Below are 17,945 nucleotides of genomic sequence, written 5' to 3' on the forward strand. Positions count from 1 at the left end.
AGCCGGCCGGCCGGCCGGCCGGATAACGATGTGGGCAATCGTCTCGGTTGCGTGACGCGGGGCAGCGTGCTAGACGCGCCGCCAGCGGCAACGGGTGCGTTCCGGGGCCTGCCGGCCTGCAGTGGCGACCAAGATCTGGGATGGAAAAACCGACCGTGGTTTCGGGTGGAACGACAACAATACCGATCGCCTCCGTTGCCAATGGCCTGCCGGGTCGTTACGCAACGGCACTCTATGAACTGGCCGCCGACCGGTGGCTGCTGGACGAGGTTCTGCCGCAGGCCATTGCCCTGCGCCGACTGATCGACCGCAGCGCCGACTTCCGGGCCGTCCTGACCGACCGCACCCTGGACATCCGGGATGGCACGCGTGCGGTGCTGACGGTGCTGGAAGCCCAGGGCTTCGGCGAGACCATTCGCAATTTCGTGGGCGTCATCGCCCGCAACCGCCGCCTGTCCCGTCTGGCCGACATCCTTGACGCGCTGTCGGCGATCGCCGCCGCCAAGCGCGGGGAAGAGGTGGCCGAGGTCGTTTCGGCCCAGCCCCTGACGGACTTGCAGCGCATCCAGCTTCAGAGCCGCCTCGCCGAGGCCGGCTATTCCAGGGTCAACATTCAGGAGCGTGTCGATGCGGCGCTGCTGGGCGGTCTGGTCGTGCGCGTCGGCGCGCGGCTGTACGATACCAGTCTCAGATCCCGCCTGACCCGCCTGCACCACGCCATGAAGGGAGCCGCGTGATGGAAATCCGCCCCGCAGAGATTTCGGATATCCTCAAGCAGCAGATCGCCACGTTCGACACGCCTGTCGATATCGCCGAGACGGGAACGATCCTGTCGGTCGGCGACGGCATCGCCCGGGTCTACGGGCTGCAGAACGTGCAGTCCGGCGAGATGGTCGAATTCCCGGCGACCGGCCAGCGCGGCATGGCGCTGAACCTTGAAAACGACAACGTCGGCGTCGTCATCTTCGGCGATGACGCCGACATGCGCGAAGGCGACCCGGTGTCGCGCACCGGCGCGGTCGTCGAGGTGCCCACCGGCAAGGCCCTGCTGGGCCGCGTGGTCGACGGTCTGGGCAACCCGATCGACGGCAAGGGGCCGCTGGTCGGCGACGTCACCATGAAGCGCGCCGACGTCAAGGCGCCGGGCATCATGCCGCGCCAGTCGGTCAGCGAGCCGATGCAGACCGGCATCAAGGCCATCGACGCCCTGGTGCCGATCGGGCGCGGCCAGCGCGAACTGATCATCGGCGACCGCCAGACCGGCAAGACCGCCATCCTGATCGACACCATCGTCGCGCAGAAGTCGGTCAACGCGCTGGGCGACGACAAGAAGTCGCTGTACTGCATCTATGTCGCCATCGGGCAGAAGCGCTCGACGGTCGCGCAGCTGGTCCGCACGCTGGAGGAAGCCGGCGCGATGGAATATTCCATCGTCGTCGCCGCCACCGCCTCGGAACCCGCCCCGCTGCAGTACCTGGCCCCCTACGCCGCCTGCGCGATGGGCGAGTATTTCCGCGACAACGGCATGCACGCGCTGATCGTCTATGACGATCTGTCCAAGCAGGCCGTGGCCTATCGCCAGATGTCGCTGCTGCTGCGCCGTCCGCCGGGCCGCGAGGCCTATCCGGGCGACGTGTTCTTCCTGCATTCCCGTCTGCTGGAACGCGCGGCCAAGATGTCGGACGCCTATGGCGCCGGCTCGCTGACCGCCCTGCCGGTCATCGAGACGCAGGCCGGCGACGTGTCCGCCTACATCCCGACCAACGTGATTTCGATCACCGACGGTCAGGTGTTCCTGGAGACCGACCTGTTCTACCGCGGCATCCGTCCGGCGGTGAACGTCGGCGGCTCGGTCTCGCGCGTCGGCTCCGCCGCGCAGATCAAGGCGATGAAGCAGGTGGCCGGCAAGATCAAGCTGGAGCTGGCGCAGTATCGCGAAATGGCCGCGTTCTCGCAGTTCGCCTCGGACCTCGATCCGGCGACGCAGAAGCAGCTGGCCCGCGGCGCGCGCCTGGTCGAGCTGCTGAAGCAGCCCGAGACCTCGCCCCTGGTGGTCGAGGAGCAGGTGGTCGTTCTGTTCGCGGGCACCCGCGGTTTCGTCGACGCCGTGCCGGTGGACAAGGTCATCGCCTACGAGCGTCAGTTGCTGGCCGAGATGCGCACCGCCGGCAAGGAGATCCTGGCCTCGATCCGCACCGAGCGGCAGATCACCAAGGAAAACGAAGCCCGTCTGACCGAATTCCTGACGTCGTTCGGCCGTCAGTTCGCGGGCTGAGGGACAACAGGCACCCATGGCTTCCCTCAAGGAACTCCGCGCGCGGATCGGAAGCGTCAAATCGACGAAGAAGATCACCAGCGCCATGAAGATGGTGGCAGCGGCCAAGCTGCGTCGGGCCCAGACCCGCGCCGAGGCCGCGCGCCCCTACGCCACGGCGATGCGCCGGATGCTGTCCGAACTCGGACGCAGCACGAAGGGCCAGTCCGGCCAGCCGGTGCTGCTGACGGGAACGGGGAACGACAAGGTCCACCTGCTGGTCCCGATGACCAGCGACCGGGGCCTTGCGGGCGCCTTCAACGCCAATATCAACCGCGTGACGCGGAACCTGATCCGACGTCTGCAGGCCGAGGGCAAGACCGTTCGCCTTCTGCCGGTCGGGCGGAAGGGGCATGATTACCTCACGCGCGAATTCGCGGACCTGATCGTCGATCACATCCATGGTTCGGGCGGCAAGGAAATCCCGTTCTCGGCCGCGGCCGAACTGGGCGAGGCGATCACCAGCCGGCTGGAAAAGGGCGAATTCGACGTCTGCACGGTGATCTACAACCGCTTCAACAACGTCATGTCCCAGACGCCGACCGAGTTGCAGCTGATCCCGCTGGCGATGCCGGAGAACGACGACGTCGCCGCCGCGCCGGACGCCCCGGTCTACGAATTCGAGCCCGGCGAGGAAGAACTGCTGTCCCGCCTGCTGCCGCGCAACCTCCAGGTCCAGCTCTATGCGACCATGCTGGAGAGCGCGGCCGGCGAGCAGGGCGCACGCATGACCGCGATGGACAGCGCCACGCGCAACGCCGGCAAGGCCATCGACCGCCTGACACTGACGTACAACCGTACCCGTCAGACCAACATCACCAACGAACTGATCGAGATCATCTCGGGCGCCCAGGCTGTCTGAGATCGGGTCTCCTCGCCGCAGGAGCTGACTATGTCGGAAACCACACAAAACGAGGCTCCTGCCGCCGCGCAGGGCCAGCCGCAGAAGAGCAACGTCGTCGGGCGCGTGACCCAGGTGAAGGGCGCCGTCGTCGACGTGCAGTTCGAGGGCACGCTGCCGCACATCCTCGACGCGCTGCATGTCACGTTCAACGGCCAGACCCTGGTGCTGGAAGTGGCGCAGGAGATCGGCGAGCATGAAGTGCGCTGCATCGCCATGGATTCGACCGACGGCCTGGTCCGCGGGACCGAGGTGGTCGACACCGGCGCGCAGATTTCCGTGCCCGTCGGCCCCGGCACGCTGGGCCGTATCCTGAACGTCATCGGCGAGCCGATCGACGATCGTGGTCCGGTCAAGTCCGACAAGCGCTACCCGATCCATCGCAAGGCCCCGGCGTTCGACGAGCAGGCCGCCGCGACCGAGATCCTGGTCACCGGCATCAAGGTCGTCGACCTGCTGTGCCCGTACCTGAAGGGCGGCAAGATCGGCCTGTTCGGCGGTGCCGGCGTCGGCAAGACCGTCATCATCCAGGAACTGATCAACAACATCGCCAAGGCCCATGGCGGCGTGTCGGTGTTCGCCGGCGTCGGCGAGCGCACGCGCGAAGGCAACGACCTGTATTACGAAATGCAGGACGCGGGCGTCATCAAGCTGGGCGAGGACACCACCGAGGGGTCGAAGGTGGCCCTGGTCTACGGCCAGATGAACGAGCCGCCGGGAGCCCGCGCGCGCATCGCCCTGTCCGGCCTGTCGCTGGCCGAGTATTTCCGTGACGAGGAAGGCCAGGACGTCCTGTTCTTCGTCGACAACATCTTCCGCTTCACGCAGGCCGGCGCCGAAGTGTCGGCGCTGCTGGGCCGCATTCCCTCGGCCGTGGGCTACCAGCCGACGCTGGCGACCGAGATGGGCGCGCTGCAGGAGCGCATCACCTCGACCAAGAAGGGCTCGATCACCTCGGTCCAGGCCGTCTACGTGCCGGCCGACGATCTGACCGACCCGGCGCCCGCCGCGACCTTCGCGCATCTGGACGCCACGACGGTGCTGAACCGCTCCATCGCCGAGATGGGCATCTACCCGGCCGTCGACCCGCTGGATTCGACCTCGCGCTCGCTCGACCCCAAGATCGTCGGCGAGGAGCATTATCAGGTCGCCCGCGACGTGCAGCGCATCCTGCAGACCTACAAGTCGCTGCAGGACATCATCGCGATCCTGGGCATGGACGAACTGTCCGAGGACGACAAGCAGGTGGTGGCCCGCGCCCGCCGCATCCAGCGCTTCCTGTCGCAGCCCTTCCATGTCGCCGAAGTCTTCACCGGCGCGCCGGGCAAGCTGGTGTCGCTGGAAGACACGGTGCGTTCGTTCAAGGCGATCGTTGCCGGCGAGTACGACCATCTGCCGGAAGGCGCGTTCTACATGGTCGGTTCGATCGAGGAAGCGGTGGCGAAGGCCGAGAAGATGAAGGAATCGGCCTGAACGGTCGGATCCGGCGCAAGGAAGACAGCCCATGCCGATTGAGGTCGAGATCGTCAGCCCCGAGAAAGTCCTGTTCTCGCGTGCTGTCGATATGGCGGTAATGCCGGGCCTGGAGGGCGATATCGCCGCCATGCCCGACCACGCGCCGATGATGCTGCTGCTGCGTGGCGGCGTGGTGGAACTGTATCAGGACGGGTCGGTGACCGACCGCTTCTTCGTGGCCGGCGGTTTCGCCGACATGACGGCGACGCGCTGCACCATCCTGGCCGACCAGGCGACGGCGCTGTCCGACCTGTCGGTCGATGCGGCCCAGACCCGCCTGACGGCGCTGGAGGCCTCGTACGAGGCCGCCGACAAGATGAACGTGCCGGCGCTGGACCTGCTGATGGAAAAGATGCAATCCGCCCGCGCCGAGATCGAGGCCGCCGGCGGCCCGGCCGCCTGAGCGGGCCGACGGCGATCCGGACGACTGGAACAGCACCCCTCGGGGTGCTGTTTTCGTATGTAGAAGTAAGGTCGGGCTCTGCCGGAACCCGGCAAGGGCCTCGGCCCTTGCATCCCATTCGTTTATAAAGTCCTGGGTTTCCAAAGGGCTAGGCCCTTTGGTGGGGCAAGGGCAAAGCCCTTGCCTTACCCTCATCCCCGTCCGCGATAGCCGGGCACATCCTGGGGCGGAATCCACACCCCCTGGGGCGGCTCGCCGCTCTGCCAGAACACGTCGATGGGCATGCCGCCGCGCGGATACCAGTAGGCGCCGATGCGCAGCCACACCGGCGACAGCAGGTCGACCAGCGTGGTCGCGATCTGGACCGAACACGATTCGTGGAACGCGCCGTGGTTGCGGAAGCTGGTCAGGAACAGCTTCAGCGACTTGCTTTCGACGATCCACTGGTCGGGGACGTAGTCGATGACCAGATGCGCGAAATCGGGCTGGCCGGTCACGGGGCAGAGCGAGGTGAATTCCGGCGCGGTAAAGCGGACCAGATAGCGGCGGTCGGGATAGGGGGCGGGAACGCGCTCCAGCGTCGCCTCTTCGGGGCTGGCGGGCTGGGTCGTGGCCTGTCCAAGCTGGGTCAGCGTCTGGCTGCCGTCATCCGGGCGGGGGGGTGCGCTCACGTCGCGTGTCCTTTGTTGCCGAGGGGCGGCAGGGCCGCCATGTCCGGACCGGGTGATGTCAGAGCGGCGTTCCCGCCGTCAAGCGGCAGTTTTTCGCCCGCCAGAGCCTTCGCGCCGGTATCGGGCCATGATAACAGGACGACATGGCACGCGCATCCTCAGCGGGTTTCCCCGATCCTGTCCTCATTACCACCACCGATGAACTGACGGCCGTCGTCGACAGGCTGCGGCAGGAGCCCTTCGTCACCATCGACACGGAATTCGTGCGCGAACGGACGTACTGGCCCGAACTGTGCCTGGTGCAGCTGGCCGGCCGGGACGAGGTGGTGGTGGTCGATACCTGCGCCCCGGACCTCGACCTGACGTCGCTGGGCGTGCTGCTGGACGACGCGCAGGTGGTCAAGGTCTTCCATGCCGCCCGGCAGGATCTGGAGATCTTCCTGCATATCTTCGGCCGTCTGCCCGCGGCGCTGTTCGATACGCAGGTGGCGGCGATGGTCGCCGGCTTCGGCGACCAGGTGGGGTACGACAATCTGGTCGCCTCGCTGGTGGGCGCGCATATCGACAAGGCGCACCGGTTTTCGGACTGGTCGGCGCGGCCGCTGTCCGCCGCCCAGATCAACTACGCCGCCGCCGACGTCACCTACCTGCGCACCGTCTACGAACTGCTGCTGGACCGTCTGGAGCGGGAAGGCCGGATGGGGTGGGTGTCCGCCGAACTGGCGGTGCTGTCCGACCCCGCGACGTTCCGCCCGGACCCCGAGACCCTGTGGGAAAGGATGCGGCCCCGGACGTCGAACCGGCGCATGCTGGGTACCCTGCGCGCGATCACCGCGTGGCGCGAGCGCGAAGCCCAGCGGGTGAACGTGCCGCGCCAGCGCCTGCTGAAGGACGAAAGCCTGCTGGAAATCGCCGCGACGGCGCCCGCCGACGCCGACGCCCTGGCGCGCATCCGCGGCGTGTCGCGCGGCTTCGCCGAGGGCCGCAGCGGCGCCGGCCTGCTGGAGGCCGTGGCCGCCGCCCGGGCGCTGCCCGACGCGGCCCTGCCGCGCCAGGCCCGGGGCAAGGACGGCCCCCGGCCGTCGCCCGCGCTGGTGGCGTTGCTGAAGGTGCTGCTGGCTGCGTGCTGCGAACAGCATGACGTGGCCCCCCGCCTGGTGGCCTCGTCCGAGGATCTGGACCGCCTGGCGCTGGAGGCCGAACCCGACCTGCCGCTGATGACCGGCTGGCGCCGGGAGGTCTTCGGCGAGGACGCGCTGGCGCTGAAGGCCGGGCAGATGTTGCTGGGCGTCGATGGCAGCCGTGTGAAACGCATTCGCCCCTGACGATCCGCACACCGGTTTTACCGGGGTTGTGAACAGGTTATGCCCAGCCTTGTCCACAAGATTTTGTGGTCGAATAGTTGAGTCGACCACAAGATAAGCCTAATTTCCGCTTATTCTTCGTCAGGAGAGGCGGCATGGCAATGGAATGGACCGAGGAGACGATCACGCGTCTCCGCGAGCTCTGGCAGCAGGGACTGTCGACGGCTGAAATCGGTCGGCAACTGGAAGTGACGAAGAACGCGGTGGTGGGCAAGGCGCATCGCCTGGGCCTGCAGGCGCGTCCATCCCCGATCCGCAGGCCGGCGGCATCGGCCCGTCCGACAGTCAAGGCGCCTGCGACACCGGCTGCTTCCGTCCCCACCCCGGCGCAGGAGGTGACGGCCGCGTCTGTTTCGACGCCGGTAGCGCCCGTTGCGGCGACCGACGTGCCGTCCGTGCCGTCCGTGGCGACCCAGCCGCCGCAGCCGGTGGCCGAGGTCCGTCCCGTGGCGGCCGCCCCGGTTCCGCCGGCCCCTCCGGTCGTCGCTCCTCCCGTCGCCGCGCCGCGGGCCGAAGCCCCGGCTGCCTCCGCGGCGGACAAGGAAGCCGTACCCGCTGCCCGCGCCGAGGTCCGCGTGCCCCTGCGCGCCGTCGCGCCGCCGGCCCCGCGCCGCAGCGGCCTGACATGCTGCTGGCCGCTGGGCGATCCGGGAACGCCGGGCTTCCATTTCTGTGGCGCGACGCCGGTGCCGGGCAAGCCCTATTGCGTGGAGCACGCCCAGCTTGCTTACGTGAAGCTGCGCGACCGGCGCGACAACGTCGCCTGAAGATGTCTTCCGCCCCGGTCGGGGCGCGGAATGAAAAAAGCCGTTGCGGATTCCGCAACGGCTTTTTTTTGAGGCGCGGCGTCGCCCGCCGGCGGACCGGCGGGCGAAATCGGGTCAGGGAGTTGCCGGCTCGGCCGGTTCGGGTGAGGCGGTCACCGGGGCGGGGGCGGTGTCCACGCCGCTGGGCAGCGGGGTGGCGCCGGTGATCATCTCCAGCTGGCCGGTGACCTGGCCGCCGTCCTCGACCTGCAGGCGGCGGCACTTGGCCTTGCCGATCAGGCGTCCGGTGGCGCGGATGGTCAGGCTGCCCCGCACGGTCAGCGTGCCGTCGATGGTGCCGGCCAGGTCCGCGTCCTCGACTTCGATCTCACCCCGGAACATGCCGCCCTGGGCGACCTGAAGCTCCGTCGCGTGGATCATCGAGGATTCGACCGTGCCCTCGACGACCAGGCGCTCGGCGTCCTGGATGGTGCCCTGCACGCTGATGCCGCGCCCGACCACCAGTGTCCGGCGCTCCACGCTGTCCTTGCGGCCGGTCGGGGACGCGCCCGGACGGGCCGGGGGCTGCGCGCCGGGGGTGCCGGGGGCGCCGGGGGCTGCGGGGGACGGGGCGGGCGGGAACGGGGCGCGGGCCATGGGGGCGGTCTCCTTGGACGGAACGGAAGAGGGGAATGCGGCGGCGGGACGCGGGGACGGAGTCCCCGACGGCGGCGGCGGGAAACTCGTCTGCGGATTGGCCGGGCGGACCGGTTTCTCGTCTTCGGGCTTGCGTCGTTTGAACAAGGGTACCCCGCTGAATGAATTCTGTGATGCTGCCGGGCGGGGCCCGGACGGGCTGGGACATTAGGTTTCAAAAACCGCTGAGCGGTACAATTACACGCACGAGTCGGGGTGGAACAAGGGCGAAGCGCCAAGTTTACGGACATGAAATGTCCGCCATTGCGACCGTTCCGCCCCGGTGTTAGCGAAGGGGCTTGTGATTGACGATATTGGTTATTTGATGGCGCGGCGACCGGAAAGATTCGGGCCGCCGACAGGGGGAACGAACATGAACGCGATGGACGGTGGCGCGGGGTCGGAATGCCGTTTCGACCTGCTGGGGATCGGGAACGCGATCATCGACGTCCTGGCCCCGGTCGATCCGTCATTCCTGCTGGATCACGACATGGTCCCCGGCAGCATGGCCCTGATCGACGCGGCGCGGGCCGAGACGCTGTACAACCTGATCCACCGCGAAAAGGAAATGGGCGGCGGATCGGCCGCGAACACCTGCGTGGTGGCGGCCAACATGGGCGCGCGGGTGGCGTATCTGGGCAAGGTCGCGGATGACGCGCCGGGCCGGGCTTTTGCCGCGGATCTGCAGGCGTCGGGCATCTTCTTTCCCTCCAGCTTCCTGACCGGGCATGCCGCCGACGGCCAGCCGACCGCGCGCTGCCTGGTGCTGGTGACGCCGGACGGGCAGCGGACGATGAACACCTACCTGGGGGCCTGCGTCTCGTTCGGGCCGGAGGACGTGCTGGCCGACCTGGTGGCCAGCGCCCGCGTGACCTACCTGGAAGGCTATCTGTTCGACCCGCCGCACGCGCAGGACGCCTTTCGCCGGGCGGCGTCGCTGGCGCACGAAGCCGGACGGCAGGTCGCGCTCTCGCTGTCCGACCCGTTCTGCGTGGCGCGCCACCGCGCCGCCTTCCGCGACCTGGTGCATGGGCATATCGACATCCTGTTCGCCAATGAGGAGGAAGTCTGCTCGCTGTACCAGACCGAGGATTTCGATGAGGCGATGGAACATGCCGCCGCCGACACGCACTTCGCGGTCCTGACGCGGTCGGGCAAGGGCAGCGTCGTCATCCGCGGCGGCGAACGGATCGACGTCGCGCCGGTGGCGACCCAGGTGGTGGATACGACGGGCGCGGGCGACGCCTATGCCGCCGGCTTCCTGGCCGGATGGACCTCGGGCCGTTCGCTGGCCGAATGCGGCCGGCTGGGCAGCGTCGCGGCGTCCGAGATCATTTCCCATTATGGCGCGCGGCCGCTGGTCAACCTGCGCCAGGACATGGAACTTTAAGAGCCTGAGCGGAAATGCGCGCTGGCGGCGATCCGACGCGCGTTTTCTGCGCTCCGCTTCGGTGCTCGAAGACACACGCCGGGCGCTTCACTGCGTTCCGCTCTCGCTCGCCAGCCCATATTTCCACTCGGGCTCCAACATGTTTTCCGTAGGCTGATCCGTCCCGGGATCAGCTTCCGCTGGAAGCATGGCGCCGTACCGCGCGGTGCCAGTACAGCAGCATCGCCCCCAGGAAGACGAACCCCAGGCCGGGGGCCAGGGGGGCCAACGCGGGCGGCGGCGTGCCGGGGCGGTCGAGAATGGCCAGGACAGGATAATAGGTGACGGCGCCCAGCGGGACGATCCATGTCATCAGCACCCGGAACCATCCGGCATAGAGGTCGAACGGATATTGTCCGGCCTCGACCCCGCCATAGGTCAGCACATTCGCGATTTCCAGGCTTTCGAGCGTGCGGAACGACAGGGCGGCCTGGCCGATCAGCACGCCCAGGAAGAAGGCGACGCCTCCGCCCACGGTCCATGCCAGCATCGGCACGGTAAACAGGGCCGGCCGTACCGGCGTCGCCGCCAGGCCCAGCGCCAGGACCGCGTCCCCCTGCGCCAGCCGCGCCAGGGGGCGCAGGCGGACCTCGTGCCCCAGGATCTGCAGCACCGTCCAACGCGGGCGCAGCAGGATGCGGTCGAATTCGCCCGTGCGCAGGAAGGCGTCGCCGAAGATCTCGAACCCGCGCCCGACCATTTCGGCGACGGCGAATTCGATATTCACCAGCCCGTAGAACAGCGCGACCTGTCCGACCGTCCAGCCATGCAGGGTGCCGAACCGGTGGAACAGGATCCAGATGCCGGCGAACGCCATGAGGGTGGTGGCGAAATGCCCCGCCAGTTGCAGCAGGAAGGCCCCCGGATAGCGAACCTGGCCGGCCAGCGACGCGCGGGCGTAGCGCAGCCACAGCGACAGGCCGGTCATCCCCCCTGGACCTCCAGCCGCCACAGCGTCCGGCGCAGCGCCAGCCGTCCGCCCCAGGTCAGCGCGACGATCCAGGCGATCTGCTGCGCCAGGGCCGCCGCCGCCCAGGGACCCTGCAGCGTGCCCAGCCAGAACCGGCAGGGCAGGTCGCCCAACCCGGCGAAGGGTTGCAGCAGCAGCACATGCTGGGCGGCGGCGGGAAACAGCGCCAGCGGCAGCATGTTGCCCGACAGGATCAGCGACAGCGGCGTGATGACGGCATTGGCGCCCAGCGGCGACAGCGTGCGCACGGTCGCGACGTTCAGCAGCACCGTGATGCAGGCCGACAGCACGAGGCCCAGGACGATCGAGGCGGCGAACAGGGCGGCGTCGGCGGGGGCCGGCGGCGGATGCAGCGCCCAGTCGTCCAGCCCCGCCAGCGGCAGGACGATGCCGGCGAACCCCGCCATCAGCAGCGCCCGGGGCACCAGCCGCCCCAGGATGCGGGCCGCAGCCCGGCAGAACCACCACCACCACGGGTCGACGGGGCGCAGCAGGTCGTGCGCCATCGCGCCGCTGCGCACCGCGTCGGCGATGTCGGGGTCGCATCCCCAGGGCATCAGCGCCAGGGTGCCCTGCATGATCCAGACATAGGATATCGTCTGGTTCAGGTTCAGCGGGGCGGGGTGCGCGCCGTCGTAGAACGCCGCGTAGACCATTATATTGATCGCGCCCCACCAGATCTGGGTCACGATTCCGGCCAGCGCCGCCGCGCGGTACTGCAAGGTGACCTGCCAGCGCGCGCGGAACGCGGACAGGTAGGCCGTCATGTCCCCAGGCCTCATCCGACGGCCCCGTGGCGTTCATAGAACCGGCTGATGACGTCCTCGATCGACGGGCGGGTGATGCTGACGTCGGACAGGACCACGCCATGCGTCCCGGCCCCGGCCGTCAGGACGCGGATCAGGTCGGCGGCCGCGATCCGCGCCGGATCGAAGCCGATTTCCAGGTTCTGCCCACCTTCCGACAGGCGCGTCGCCCCCTCGGGCAGCGGGAACGGCGGCACCGGGCCGTCGAATTCCGCCGTCAGCCGGCGTCCCGACAGGGTGGTGGCGCGCAGCGTCTCGAACGGGCTGTCGGCCAGCACCCGCCCGTGGCCGATGACGATGACCCGCTCGGCCAGAGCCTCGACATCGTGCATGTCGTGGGTCGTCAGCAGGACGGTCGTGCCCTCGGTCCGGTTCAGTTCCCGGACGAAGGCGCGCACCGCCAGCTTGGACGGCGCGTCCAGCCCGATGGTCGGTTCGTCCAGGATCAGCAGGGGCGGCGCATGCAGCAGCGCCGTCGCCAGTTCGGCGCGCATCCGCTGGCCCGGCGACAGCTGGCGTACCGGCTGGTCCAGGATGTCGTGCAGGCCCAGCCTGTCGACCAGCCGGTCGCGGCGGGCGCGGAACCGGTCGGGGGCACGCGGTAGATGTCGCGCAGCAGGGCGAACCCGGCCGCCACCGGCAAATCCCACCACAATTGCGACCGCTGGCCGAAAACTACGCCGATTCGCCCCACATGGAGGATCCGGTCGGCCCAGGGCACCAGCCCGCCCACCGTGACATGGCCGGCGCTGGGCCGCAGGATGCCCGACAGGATCTTGATCGCCGTCGATTTCCCCGCCCCGTTGGGGCCGATCAGGCCGGTGATCGTGCCGGGTTCGATGACGAAACCAACCCCGGCCAGGGCCTCGATGCTGCGCCAGGCGCGGCGCGCGAACGGCCAGCGGCGGGGGGCGGACCCGGCCCGGGTGGCGATACGGTAGGTCTTATGCAGGTCCTCGACGACGATGCGGGCAGGGGGTGTGGACATGGGCTCCTTCACGGGATGGCGGGGCGGGCAAGGGGGTTTCGCGCGGGCCGCTGCGCGCCGGGCGCGCCCCCGCCGGGCGGTGGGGGCATGAAGTTTCGCGTGCAATCCGCGTGCGTCCCCTCTATCAACCCCGGGAATACGGAATCATCTGTCGGTCCTGTCCGTGACGCAAGGGCGCCCGGGCCGGCCGGCGCGCCCGTCGGGTGCCCCGCGAAGGAAGTCAGGTCACACACGTTATGGATATCCGCAATATCGCCATCATCGCTCACGTCGACCATGGCAAAACCACGCTGGTGGACCAGCTTCTGAAGCAGTCGGGCTCGTTCCGCGAGAACCAGCACGTGGCCGAGCGCGCGATGGACAGCAACGACCTGGAGCGTGAGCGCGGCATCACGATCCTGGCCAAATGCACGTCGGTCGTCTGGAAGGACACCCGCATCAACATCATCGATACGCCGGGCCACGCCGATTTCGGCGGCGAGGTCGAACGGATCCTGAGCATGGTCGACGGCGCGGTCGTGCTGGTCGACGCCGCCGAGGGCGCCCTGCCGCAGACCAAGTTCGTGGTCGGCAAGGCCCTGGCGCGCGGCCTGAAGCCGATCGTGGTCGTGAACAAGATCGACCGCGGCGACGCCCGCCCCGACGAGGTGCACAACGAGATCTTCGACCTGTTCGCCGCCCTGGGCGCGAATGACGAGCAGCTTGATTTCCCGATGCTCTACGCCTCGGGCCGCCAGGGCTGGGCGGATGAGGAGCTGGAAGGCGCGCGCAAGGACCTGTCGCCGATGTTCGACCTGATCGTGCGGCATGTGCCCGCGCCGAAGGTGGACAAGGACGCGCCGTTCGCCATGGTCGCGACCATCCTGGAAAACGACAACTTCCTGGGCCGCGTGCTGACCGGCCGGGTGGAGCAGGGCCGCGCGAAGGTGAACATGCCGGTGCGCGTGCTGCGCCCCGACGGGTCGGTGGTCGAGACCGGGCGCCTGACCAAGCTGCTGTCCTTCCGCGGCCTGGACCGGGTGCCGGTGGACGAGGCCGAGGCCGGGGACATCATCGCCGTCGCGGGCCTGTCCGAAGCCACGATCCCCGAGACCATCGCCTCGCCCGAGGTGACCGAGCCGCTGGCCTCGACCCCCGTCGATCCGCCGACCCTGTCGATGACCTTCCGCCTGAACGACGGCCCGCTGGGCGGCCGCGAGGGCAAGAAGGTGACGTCGCGCCAGATCCGCGACCGCCTGTTCAAGGAAACCGAGGGCAACATCGCCATCCGCGTGACCGACAGCCCCGAGAGCGAGGCGTTCGAGGTTGCGGGCCGTGGCGAACTGCAGCTGGGCGTCCTGATCGAGCAGATGCGCCGCGAGGGCTTCGAGCTGACGATCGGCCGCCCGCGCGTGCTGTTCCGCACCAACGAGGAGACCGGTGAGCGCGAGGAGCCGTTCGAGGAGGCCCTGATCGACGTGGACGAGCCCTATTCGGGCGTCGTGGTCGAGAAGATGGCCATGCGCAAGGGCCTGATGCAGGACATGCAGCCGTCGGGCGGCGGCAAGGTGCGCCTGACCTTCCTGATCCCGTCGCGCGGCCTGATCGGCTATCACGGCGAATTCCTGACCGATACGCGCGGCACGGGCATCATGAACCGCCTGTTCGCGGGCTATCAGCCCTGGGCCGGGCCGATCGAGGGCCGCCGCAACGGGTCGCTGATCTCGTCGGAAGACGGGGCGACGACGCAGTATTCGCTGTACTCGCTGCAGGACCGCGGGACGCTGTTCGTCGATGCCGGCGAGAAGGTCTATGTCGGCATGATCATCGGCGAGCATTCGCGCGAGAACGACCTGGACGTGAACGCCGTCCGCGAGAAGAAGCTGACCAACATCCGCGCCGCCGGCAAGGACGAGGCGCTGCTGCTGACGCCGCCGCGCAAGATGAGCCTGGAGCAGGCGATCGCCTATATCGAGGACGACGAGCTGGTGGAGGTTACGCCGTCGGCGGTACGCATCCGCAAGCGCTACCTCGACCCGCATGAGCGCAAGAAGCGCGGCAAGGGCGTTTCCAACTGATCGGACGGCCAGCCAGACATCATTCGTAATGTTTCAGAAATTGCGATTACGTTGCAATTAAGGCACTAGAAGTTAGGCTGGCTTCAGATTTACAGATTTTAATGCGAGACGCACATGGTCCGGCATGCTAGCAAAAGCATGCCAGACCGTGTGCGGCATCGTGCTTCCTCGAATCGGGAAGCGTCTCCGGGCATCGGTATATAGGCATTGGGATGACGTCCTGATTTCTGGAGAGATTCTATGATTGTTTCGACTCGTCGGTTCCTGGCCGCCCTTTCGACTGTTGCCCTGATGGGCGCAGCCGTTCCGGCGATCGCGCAGGATGCTCCTGCTCCGGCGGCTCCGGCTGCCCCCGCGGCTCCGGCCGCGCCCGAGGCCACTGCCCCCGCAGCTCCGACCGCTCCGGCCGCCCCCACCGAGGCGCCGAAGGCGAAGAAGCATCACAAGCACCACAAGAAGACCACCACGCCGCCGGCCGCCAACTGATCGGTCGCCGACGACGGCCGGCCGGGATTTCGGTCCCGGCCGGTACGAAAAAAAGGGCGGAGACGGGGTAACCCGGCTCCGCCCTTTTTTGTGCCTACGACGCGTAGCGGTCGATCGACAGGTCCAGATGCGGGATGTTGGGTCGCCTGCCCGCGATCAGGTCGGCCAGCAGCCGGCCCGAGCCGCAGGCCATGGTCCAGCCCAGCGTCCCGTGCCCCGTATTGAGCCACAGGTTGCCGAAACGGCCGGACGGCCCGACGATGGGCGTGCCGTCCGGCGTGTTCGGCCGCAGGCCGGTCCAGTAGGTGGCGCGCGACAGGTCGCCGCCGCCGAACAGTTCCGAGAAGGAAAGTTCCAGCGTCTGGCGCCGGTCGGGGCTGAGCCGCAGGTCGTAGCCGGTCAGTTCGGCGGTGCCGCCGATGCGGATCCGGTCGCCCAGCCGCGTCATCGCCACCTTGTAGGTCTCGTCATTCACCGTCGAGACCGGGGCGCGGCCTTCATCGGTCAGCGGCACGGTCAGGGAATAGCCCTTGACCGGATAGACCGGCATGCGGATGCCCAGCGGCCGCAGCAGCAGCGGCGAATAGCTGCCCAGCGCCAGCACGTAGGCGTCGCCGGTGATGCGGCCGGCCGTGGTCCGCACGCCCAGGATCTCGGTTGCGCCGGCATCCAGGGCCTCGATGCCCGTTTCGTAGCGGAAGGTGACGCCCAGTTCCTCGGCCTTCTGCGCCAGACGCTGGGTGAACATGTGGGCATCGCCCGATTCGTCGCCGGGCAGGAACAACCCGCCCTTCAGCAGATGCCGCGCCTGCGCCAGGCCGGGCTCGCGCGCGATGATGCGTTCGACATCCAGCAATTCGTGCGGCACGCCGCTTTCGGACAGCAGGCGCATGTCGTCCTGGGCGTGGGCAACCTGTTCGTCGGTGCGGAACAGCTGGATCAGCCCGCGCTGGCGGTCATCGTAGGTGATCCCGGTTTCGTCGCGCAGCGCGGTCAGGCAGTCGCGGCTGTATTCCGCGATCCGCAGCATCCGGGCTTTGTTGATGTCGTAGGCATGTTCGTTGCAGTTCAGCAGAAGCTGGGTCATCCAGCGGAACATCGCGAAATCGACGCGCGGGCGGATGACCAGGGGGCTGTGCTTCTTCAGCATCCAGCCCAGCGCCTTGCGGGGTAGGCCGGGCATCGCCCAGGGCGTGGAATAGCCCGGCGAGACCTGTCCGGCATTGGCGAACGAGGTCTCCATCGCCGCTGCCGGCTGGCGGTCGATCACCTCGACCTCGTGACCCAGTTTCGCCAGATACCAGGCCGAGGTCACGCCGATGACGCCCGCCCCCAGAACGATGACCTTCACGCGCTTGATCCTTTCTGCATGTCGTCGATGACCGCATCGTCGCCGACGTGGACGCGGTGGTAGCGCGCGCCCAGGCCGGTCAGCAGTTCGTAGCCGATGGTCCCGGCGGCGGCGGCGGCCGGGTCCAGCGGGTTGTGCGGGCCGATCAGGTCCAGTGCGGTCCCGGCTTCCAGCGGGGCTTCGCCCAGGTCGGTCACGTCCACCGCCAGGCAATCCATGGAAATCCGCCCGATGACCGGCAGCTTCACCGCCGGGCGGCTAGGCAGGATGGCGATGCCGCGTCCGCCCAGCGCGCGGGGGAACCCGTCGCCGTAGCCTACGGCCAGGGTTGCGATGTGGCTGGGGCGGTGGGCGATGAAAGCCGCCCCATAGCCCACCGCCGTGCCGGGGCCGATCCATCGTGTCTGCACGACGCGGGCCTGCAGGCGCACCACCGGGCGCATGGGGTTCGGGTGGTCCGGGGTCGGGTTGATGCCGTACAGCGCCGCGCCGGGGCGCACCATGTCGAACTGCCAGTCGGGCCCCAGGAACAGGCCCGACGACGCGGCCAGGCTGGCCGGGGCGTGGGGCAGGCGCCGGCGCAGCCGCAGGAAGGCCGTGCGCTGGGCCTGGTTGGCGGGGTGCGCCGGGTCGTCGGCGCAGGCCAGGTGGCTCATGACCAGCAGGGGGGTGATGCCGGCCAGGGGGGCGGGCCGTGCCATCAGCATGTCCACATCGCCGCCCGACAGGCCGAAGCGCGACATGCCGCTGTCGACCTGCAGGGCGGCGGGCAGCGGGGTTTCCAGCCGGCGCGCCAGATCCTGCCACCGCGCGACCTGTTCCACGCTGTTCAGGACCGGCACCAGGCCCAGCCCGTGCAGGTCGGCCTCGGTCCCCGGCATGGCGCCGTTCAGGACGAAGAGAGTGCAGTCGGCCCCCAGCAGCGGGCGGATGGCCGCCCCTTCGGCCAGGTGCGCGACGAAGAAGACGCGGCAGCCGGCGGCGGCCAGAACCGGGACGATCCGCTCCGCGCCCAGCCCGTAGGCATTGGCCTTGACCGCCGCGGCGCAGGTCGTGCCGGGCCCGACCCGGTCGCGCAGCAGGCGGTAATTGGCGGCGACGGCGCCCAGGTCGACGGTCAGCAGGCCACCGGCCCACGCGGCGGGCGGATCGGGGCGGTACTGTCGCGCACTGGGATGCATCGCGGCCTCCGAAAGGGAGAGAGCGTCATGCTATAACAGGAGCGCGAGGGGATGCCACCCCGTAGGG

At 68.7% G+C, this 17,945-nt stretch carries 18 protein-coding genes; 10 read left to right on the top strand and 8 right to left on the bottom strand.

The genetic code is table 11. The features are described from left to right. The first annotated feature begins 140 nt into the window (after positions 1 to 140). From atpH to atpC, 5 genes are read left to right on the top strand one after another with little or no spacing between them, the layout of a single operon-like run. Positions 141 to 737, top strand: a complete 597-nt coding sequence (gene atpH, locus HLH34_RS10325; RefSeq protein ID WP_183119490.1) for an ATP synthase F1 subunit delta — start codon at positions 141 to 143, stop codon at positions 735 to 737. Further along, complete coding sequence (atpA, locus tag HLH34_RS10330; protein ID WP_183119491.1) at positions 737 to 2,275, top strand: F0F1 ATP synthase subunit alpha; 1,539 nt, start codon at positions 737 to 739, stop codon at positions 2,273 to 2,275. The genes atpH and atpA overlap by 1 nt, the downstream gene beginning before the upstream one ends. Positions 2,276 to 2,291: 16 nt before the next feature. Next, positions 2,292 to 3,176: a F0F1 ATP synthase subunit gamma gene (locus HLH34_RS10335; protein WP_183119492.1), complete on the top strand. Its 885-nt coding sequence runs from the start codon at positions 2,292 to 2,294 to the stop codon at positions 3,174 to 3,176. Positions 3,177 to 3,206: 30 nt separating this feature from the next. Further along, positions 3,207 to 4,688, top strand: a complete 1,482-nt coding sequence (gene atpD / locus HLH34_RS10340; protein WP_182944238.1) for a F0F1 ATP synthase subunit beta — start codon at positions 3,207 to 3,209, stop codon at positions 4,686 to 4,688. Between the two features lie 31 nt (positions 4,689 to 4,719). Next, on the top strand, positions 4,720 to 5,133 hold the full coding sequence (gene atpC / locus HLH34_RS10345) for an ATP synthase F1 subunit epsilon (protein WP_183119493.1): 414 nt from the start codon (positions 4,720 to 4,722) through the stop codon (positions 5,131 to 5,133). Between the two features lie 191 nt (positions 5,134 to 5,324). Here atpC and queF read toward each other — a convergent pair whose 3' ends face one another. Continuing rightward, the gene (queF, locus tag HLH34_RS10350; RefSeq protein WP_183119494.1) at positions 5,325 to 5,804 is read right to left on the bottom strand and encodes a preQ(1) synthase; all 480 of its coding nucleotides are present in this window, start codon (positions 5,802 to 5,804) and stop codon (positions 5,325 to 5,327) included. A 143-nt stretch (positions 5,805 to 5,947) separates the two neighbouring features. On the opposite strand from queF, the gene rnd reads away from it, so the two are divergent. After that, on the top strand, positions 5,948 to 7,129 hold the full coding sequence (gene rnd, locus HLH34_RS10355) for a ribonuclease D (protein ID WP_183119495.1): 1,182 nt from the start codon (positions 5,948 to 5,950) through the stop codon (positions 7,127 to 7,129). A 134-nt stretch (positions 7,130 to 7,263) separates the two neighbouring features. Continuing rightward, positions 7,264 to 7,935, top strand: a complete 672-nt coding sequence (locus HLH34_RS10360; protein WP_408871322.1) for a GcrA family cell cycle regulator — start codon at positions 7,264 to 7,266, stop codon at positions 7,933 to 7,935. Between the two features lie 114 nt (positions 7,936 to 8,049). On the opposite strand, the gene HLH34_RS10365 is transcribed toward HLH34_RS10360, so the two are convergent. Further along, entirely contained in the window at positions 8,050 to 8,718 is a 669-nt protein-coding gene (locus tag HLH34_RS10365) for a bactofilin family protein (RefSeq protein ID WP_240161375.1), read from the bottom strand. A 265-nt stretch (positions 8,719 to 8,983) separates the two neighbouring features. Between HLH34_RS10365 and HLH34_RS10370 the strand changes: the two genes are divergently transcribed. Further along, positions 8,984 to 10,000, top strand: coding sequence for an adenosine kinase (locus HLH34_RS10370; RefSeq protein ID WP_183119497.1), 1,017 nt, complete (start codon positions 8,984 to 8,986; stop codon positions 9,998 to 10,000). 169 nt (positions 10,001 to 10,169) lie between these two features. Here the strand turns inward: HLH34_RS10370 and HLH34_RS10375 are convergent, their stop codons facing one another. Genes HLH34_RS10375 through HLH34_RS19640 form a run of 4 tightly spaced genes read right to left on the bottom strand, consistent with a single transcriptional unit; the run spans position 10,170 to position 12,803 of the window. Further along, positions 10,170 to 10,967 (bottom strand): ABC transporter permease, encoded by a 798-nt coding sequence (locus HLH34_RS10375; RefSeq protein WP_183119498.1) that lies wholly within the window; start codon positions 10,965 to 10,967, stop codon positions 10,170 to 10,172. After that, positions 10,964 to 11,776, bottom strand: a complete 813-nt coding sequence (locus HLH34_RS10380) for an ABC transporter permease (protein WP_220792124.1) — start codon at positions 11,774 to 11,776, stop codon at positions 10,964 to 10,966. Before HLH34_RS10380 ends, HLH34_RS10375 begins: the two co-directional genes overlap by 4 nt. An 11-nt stretch (positions 11,777 to 11,787) precedes the next feature. Beyond that, positions 11,788 to 12,378 carry an ATP-binding cassette domain-containing protein gene (locus tag HLH34_RS19635; protein WP_304608205.1) on the bottom strand — a complete coding sequence of 197 codons (591 nt, stop codon included), beginning with the start codon at positions 12,376 to 12,378 and terminating at the stop codon, positions 11,788 to 11,790. Further along, on the bottom strand, positions 12,261 to 12,803 hold the full coding sequence (locus HLH34_RS19640) for an ATP-binding cassette domain-containing protein (protein ID WP_220792125.1): 543 nt from the start codon (positions 12,801 to 12,803) through the stop codon (positions 12,261 to 12,263). The genes HLH34_RS19635 and HLH34_RS19640 overlap by 118 nt, the downstream gene beginning before the upstream one ends. Positions 12,804 to 13,039: 236 nt before the next feature. Here HLH34_RS19640 and typA point away from each other — a divergent pair, with 236 nt between their 5' ends. Further along, positions 13,040 to 14,860: a translational GTPase TypA gene (gene typA, locus HLH34_RS10390; RefSeq protein WP_183119500.1), complete on the top strand. Its 1,821-nt coding sequence runs from the start codon at positions 13,040 to 13,042 to the stop codon at positions 14,858 to 14,860. A gap of 240 nt (positions 14,861 to 15,100) precedes the next feature. After that, positions 15,101 to 15,346, top strand: a complete 246-nt coding sequence (locus HLH34_RS10395) for a hypothetical protein (RefSeq protein WP_183119501.1) — start codon at positions 15,101 to 15,103, stop codon at positions 15,344 to 15,346. Positions 15,347 to 15,440: 94 nt separating this feature from the next. Here HLH34_RS10395 and HLH34_RS10400 read toward each other — a convergent pair whose 3' ends face one another. Together HLH34_RS10400 and alr are read right to left on the bottom strand one after the other, a co-directional pair. Beyond that, a complete protein-coding gene (locus HLH34_RS10400) occupies positions 15,441 to 16,697 on the bottom strand; it encodes a D-amino acid dehydrogenase (protein WP_183119502.1) in 1,257 nt (418 codons plus the stop codon). Further along, positions 16,694 to 17,878, bottom strand: coding sequence for an alanine racemase (alr, locus tag HLH34_RS10405; protein WP_183119503.1), 1,185 nt, complete (start codon positions 17,876 to 17,878; stop codon positions 16,694 to 16,696). Before alr ends, HLH34_RS10400 begins: the two co-directional genes overlap by 4 nt. Positions 17,879 to 17,945: the final 67 nt, after the last annotated feature.

This window comes from Gluconacetobacter azotocaptans (assembly GCF_014174355.1).
GTDB lineage: Bacteria > Pseudomonadota > Alphaproteobacteria > Acetobacterales > Acetobacteraceae > Gluconacetobacter > Gluconacetobacter azotocaptans.